The organism is Burkholderia sp. Cy-637 (genome assembly GCF_011753175.1).
GTDB lineage: Bacteria > Pseudomonadota > Gammaproteobacteria > Burkholderiales > Burkholderiaceae > Burkholderia > Burkholderia gladioli.
The window spans coordinates 1-4,778 of the sequence record NZ_VWWC01000286.1 but is presented as its reverse complement, the minus strand read 5'-3'; the positions used below and the strand labels follow the sequence as shown (position 1 = coordinate 4,778).

Here is a 4,778-nt window from a genome sequence, read left to right as displayed (position 1 = left end):
GTCGGCCACGCGGCGCGACGGCTCGGCGGCGATCTGCGCCAGCAGCGCCGCGTAGTCGTCGAGCAGGCGCGCCACCGTGGCCTCGACGAAGCGGTCGCTCGCGTAGGTCAGCGCCAGCTCGAAGCTGCCGCCCGCGCCGCGGTCCTGGCCGTTCAAGGCGAGATCGAAACGCGCGGTCGGCGCGGCATTGGCCACCGGCTCGGCGCGCAGGCCGGCCGGCAGCGCGGCGGCCCCACCGGCCCGCGCGACGGCCAGGTCGAACATCACCTGGAACAGCGGCGAGCTATCGAGATCGCGCTCGACCGCCAGCGCATCCACCAGCCGCGCGAACGGCACGTCGCGATGGGCCTGCGCATCGAGCACACGCTCATGCGTGGCGCGCAGCAGCTCGACGAAGGGCCGGGCGCCGTCCAGGTCGGTGCGCACGATCAGCGTGTTGACGAAGAAGCCGACCAGCGCCTCGGTCTCGCGGCGCTCGCGCCCGGCCGAGGGCACGCCCACCACCACCGTGCGCTGCGCCGCGTAACGGCCCAGCACCACGCCCCAGGCCGCCAGCAGCAGCGTAAACGGCGTGCTGCGCTGCTCGCGCGCGATCGCGCGCAGCCGCTCGGCCAGCGGCGCCTCCAGCACGCGGCGCACCGTGCCGCCCTCGTGCGAGCGCTGCTGGCGCGGCGGCAGATCGCGCGGCAGCGTGATCGCCCCCGGCGCGCCGTCGAGCACGCCCCGCCAATGCGCGATCTGCGCGTCGAGCTCGTCGGCGGCCAGCCATTCGCGCCGCCACATCGCCAGGTCGGCGAACTGCACCGGCAGCGGCGCCGGCGTCTCGCCGCGATAGAAGGCCAGCAGGTCGCGGAACAGCAGGTCCATCGACCAGGCATCGGCGACGATGTGATGGACCACGAACTGCAGCACGCATTCGTCGGGGCCGATCTCGAACAGGCCGACGCGGATCGGCGCGCCGCCCGTCAGGTCGAAGGGCGCGCAGGCGAAGGCGTGCAAGGCGGCGGCGAGCGCCTCGGGATCGCCGCCCACCGCATGCGCGGCGAAGCCGTAGTCGCGCCCGGGCGCCTGCTGGCCGGCCGGCGCGAGTTCGGCCGGGTATTGCATCGGCACGCCGTCGCCGGCCTCGAAGCGCAGCCGCAGCGCCTCGTGGCGCTCGACCAGCGCGCGCAATGCGCGATGCAGCGCCGCAAGGTCGAGCGGGCCGCTCAGCCGCAAGGTCTGGGTCAGGTGATAACCGGCGTGGGCCGGATCGAGGCACCACAGGAACCACAGCCGTTCCTGGGCCGGCAGCAGCGGGAAGCGCGCCGGGCGCGGCGCGAGCGGCACGGCCGGCAGCGCCGAGGTGTCGATGCCCTGCGCGCGGGCGCGGGCCCGGAACAGCGCGCGCTTGTCCTCGGGCAGCGCCGCGTATTGTGTCGCGAGCCGCAGCGCGTCGGGCCGGGCGGGAGAGGTGTTGTCCGTCACGTCATTGATTTCCAGTCTGTCGGCCGGCGCCCCTTTCGCGAGGCGCCGGACCGGGGATGCGCGGCGGCCTGGCCGGGTCGCCCCGGCGGCCGCCGCGCATCGCTAGCCCTCGATCGGGCTTTGCGTGCTTACAGCGAATCGAGCAGCCCCTGCATCGCGTCGAGCGCCGAGCCGCCGCCGGCATCGCCCGCGCCGCCCTCGCGATCGAGCCGCGCCGCCAGGTCGGCCGCGCGCGGATGCGCGAACAGCAGCGCCAGCTCGACCTGCCGGCCGAGCCGCTCGCCCAGCCGCGCGGCGACCCGCACGGCCGCCAGCGAATGGCCGCCCAGCCCGAAGAAGTCGTCGTCGATGCCGACCCGCGGCAGCGCCAGCACCTCGGCCCAGGTCTCGCAGACCAGCGCCTCGGTCGGCGTGCCGGGGGCGACATAGCTGTCCTCGTCATGCGCGGCGACATCCGGCAGCGCATTGCGATTGAGCTTGCCGTTCGAGGTCAGCGGCAGCGCCTCGAGCCGCACGATCTGCGCGGGCACCTGCTGCATCGGCAGTTGCTCGGCCAGTTGCGCGCGCAAGCCGGTGACATCGGCCTCGCCGGTCACGTAGGCCACCAGCCGCCGCGCGCTGCCCTCGCCGACGATCCGGCAGGCCGCGCCGCTCACGCCCTCGATGCCGCGCAGCGCCGCCTCGGTCGCGCCCAGCTCGATGCGGAAGCCGCGCAGCTTGACCTGCTGGTCGGCGCGGCCCAGGTATTCGAGCCGACCGTCGCGGCGCACCCGGCACAGATCGCCGGTGCGATACAGGCGCGCGCCCGGCGCGCCGTGCGGATCGGGAATGAAGCGCTCGGCGCTCAGTCCCGGGCGGCCGAGGTAGCCGCGCGCGAGGTTCGCGCCGCCGATGCAGAGCTCGCCGATGCCGTTGTCCGGCACCGGCTGGCCGCTCTCGTCGAGCACCTGCAGCGTGGTGTGCTCCAGCGGCGCGCCCAGCGTGATCGGCGCGCCGGCCTCGAGCCGCGCGGCGCTCGACCAGATGGTGGTCTCGGTCGGCCCGTACAGGTTCCACAGCGTCACGCCGCGCGCATGCAGCGCCTCGGCCAGGTCGGGCGGCAGCGCCTCGCCGCCGCTCAGCGCCGTGAAGCGCCCGCGCCGGCCCTGCCAGCCGCCGTCGAGCAGCACCCGCCAGCCCATCGGCGTGGCCTGCATGATGGTGGCGCCGGAGGTGTCGGCCAGCGCCGCCAGCTTCGGGCCGTCGACCACGGTCTCGCGCGTCGCCAGCTCGATGCGCGCGCCGCAGGCCAGCGGCAGGTACAGCTCCAGCGCGGCGATGTCGAAGGACAGCGTGGTGACCGCCAGCCAGACATCGTCGGGGCTCAACGCCAGGCGCGAACGCAGGCTGTCGAGGAAACGCGCCAGCGCCCCGTGCGAGACGCCGACGCCCTTCGGCCGGCCGGTCGAGCCCGAGGTGTAGATCACGTAGGCGAGCCGGGCCGGATCGACCGGCGGCAGGTCGAGCGCGGCCTGCGGATCGGCGTCGGCCGGCGACTGCGTGGCAGCCGCGTCGATCTCGATCTGCCGATGCGCCGTGCCGAGCGCGGCGAGCCGCTCGCGGCCGGCAGCGTCCACCAGGGTGCAGGCCAGCGCGGCGTCCTCGATCATGCCGGCCAGGTGCGCATCGGGATACGCCGGGTCGAGCGGCACATAGGCCGCGCCGGCCTTCAGCACCGCGAGCACGGCCACCAGCATCGCGCCGGACCGCGAGGTGCACACGCCCACCAGCGCCTCGGCGCCGATCCCCTCGGCGCGCAGCCGCCGCGCCAGGCGGGTGGCGCGCTCGTCGAGTTCGCGATAGCTCAGCGTCTCGCCCTCGCAGCGCAGCGCGATCACCTCCGGCGAACGGCGCGCCTGCGCGGCGATCCGTTCGTGCGCGGCCGCGAAGGGCTGCGCCTCGAAGCTGCCGCGGCTCGCCACCGGCCGCGCCACCAGCGCCAGCTCGCGCAGGCGCGGGCCGCCGCCGACGCTGCCGGCCACGATCTGCCGCAGCAGCGCACGGTAGTCGTCGAGCAGGCGCTCGACCGTCTCCCGGTCGAACAGGTCGGCCGCGTAACCGAAGGACAGCCCGATGCGCTCGCCCACCGACACGCCCAGCGTGAGGTCGAACTGCGCGGCGGTGCGCTGGCTGCCGAACGGGCTCAGGCGCAGCGTGTCGGCCACGCGCCGCTCGGTGGCGCCCTGCTGCACATCGTAGTTGAACATCGCCTGGAACAGCGGCGTCTGGCTCGCCACGCGCTGCGGCTGCAGGGCGTCGACGATGCGCGCGAACGGCACGTCCTGGTTGGCCTGCGCGTCGAGCACGCGCTGCCGGACCTGGGCCAGCAGCGCCTCGAACGGCAGCGCGCCCGACAGCTCGGCACGGATCACCGCCGTGTTGACGAAGAAGCCGATCAGCGGCTCGATCTCGATCCGCTCGCGCCCGCCCAGCGGGATCCCGACGCGGATGTCGCGCTGCCCGCCGTAACGATGCAGCAGCGCGTGGAAGGCCGCCAGCAGGGTCATGAACAGGGTCGCGTCGTGGTGGCGCGCATAGGTCTGCAAGGCGTCGGCCAGCGCCCGGTCCAGCTCCGCGCCGACCTGGCCGCCGAGGCCGTCGCGCCGGGCCGGCCGCGGCCGGTCGGCGGGCAGCTCCAGCACCGGCTGCTCGTCGCCGAGCGTGTCGCGCCAGTAGTCGAGCTGCGCCTCCAGCACGCCCGCGTCGAGCGATTCGTGCTGCCAGACCGCGTAGTCGGTGTACTGCACCGGCAGCGCGGGCGCATAGGCGCCGGCGTCGCCGCGCACGGCGGCCTCGTAGGCGGCGCCCAGCTCGTCGACCAGCAGGTTCATCGACCAGCCGTCGGTGGCGATGTGATGCAGCGTGAGCTGGAACACATGCGTATCGCCGCCGACGCGCGCCAGCCGCGCGCGCAGCAAGGGCCCGTGCTGCAGGTCGAACGGCATGGCGCCGCCCTCGCGCAGCCAGGCCGTGCAGGCCGGCGCCTCGGGCGAGGCGAAGCCCGCCTCCTCCCAGCCGGCGCGCAGCGTGTCGTCGATCACCAGCCAGGGCGCGCCCTGGCGTTCGTCGAAGCGCGCATGCAGCATCTCGTGGCGCGCCACCACCGCGTCGAGCGCGGCCCGCAGCAGGCGCGCGTCGAGCGCGCCGTCGATGCGTACCGCCAGCGACAGGTGATAGGCCGGGTTGTCCGGCGCCAGGCGCCAGAGGAACCACAGCCGGGTCTGGCCGTGGGTGGGCGGCGCCTCGCGGCGGCCGGTGCGACGCACCGGCGA

Annotated in this window: 2 protein-coding genes; both read right to left on the bottom strand. The window is 75.0% G+C overall.

Annotated features, from left to right (window positions below; genetic code table 11):
- On the bottom strand, positions 1-1,467 hold a 1,467-nt coding region (locus F3J10_RS34355), incomplete at its 3' end, for a condensation domain-containing protein (protein ID WP_345791253.1).
- Between the two features lie 128 nt (positions 1,468-1,595).
- A partial coding sequence (locus F3J10_RS34350) for a non-ribosomal peptide synthetase (protein WP_167243936.1) occupies positions 1,596-4,778 on the bottom strand: 3,183 nt, incomplete at its 5' end.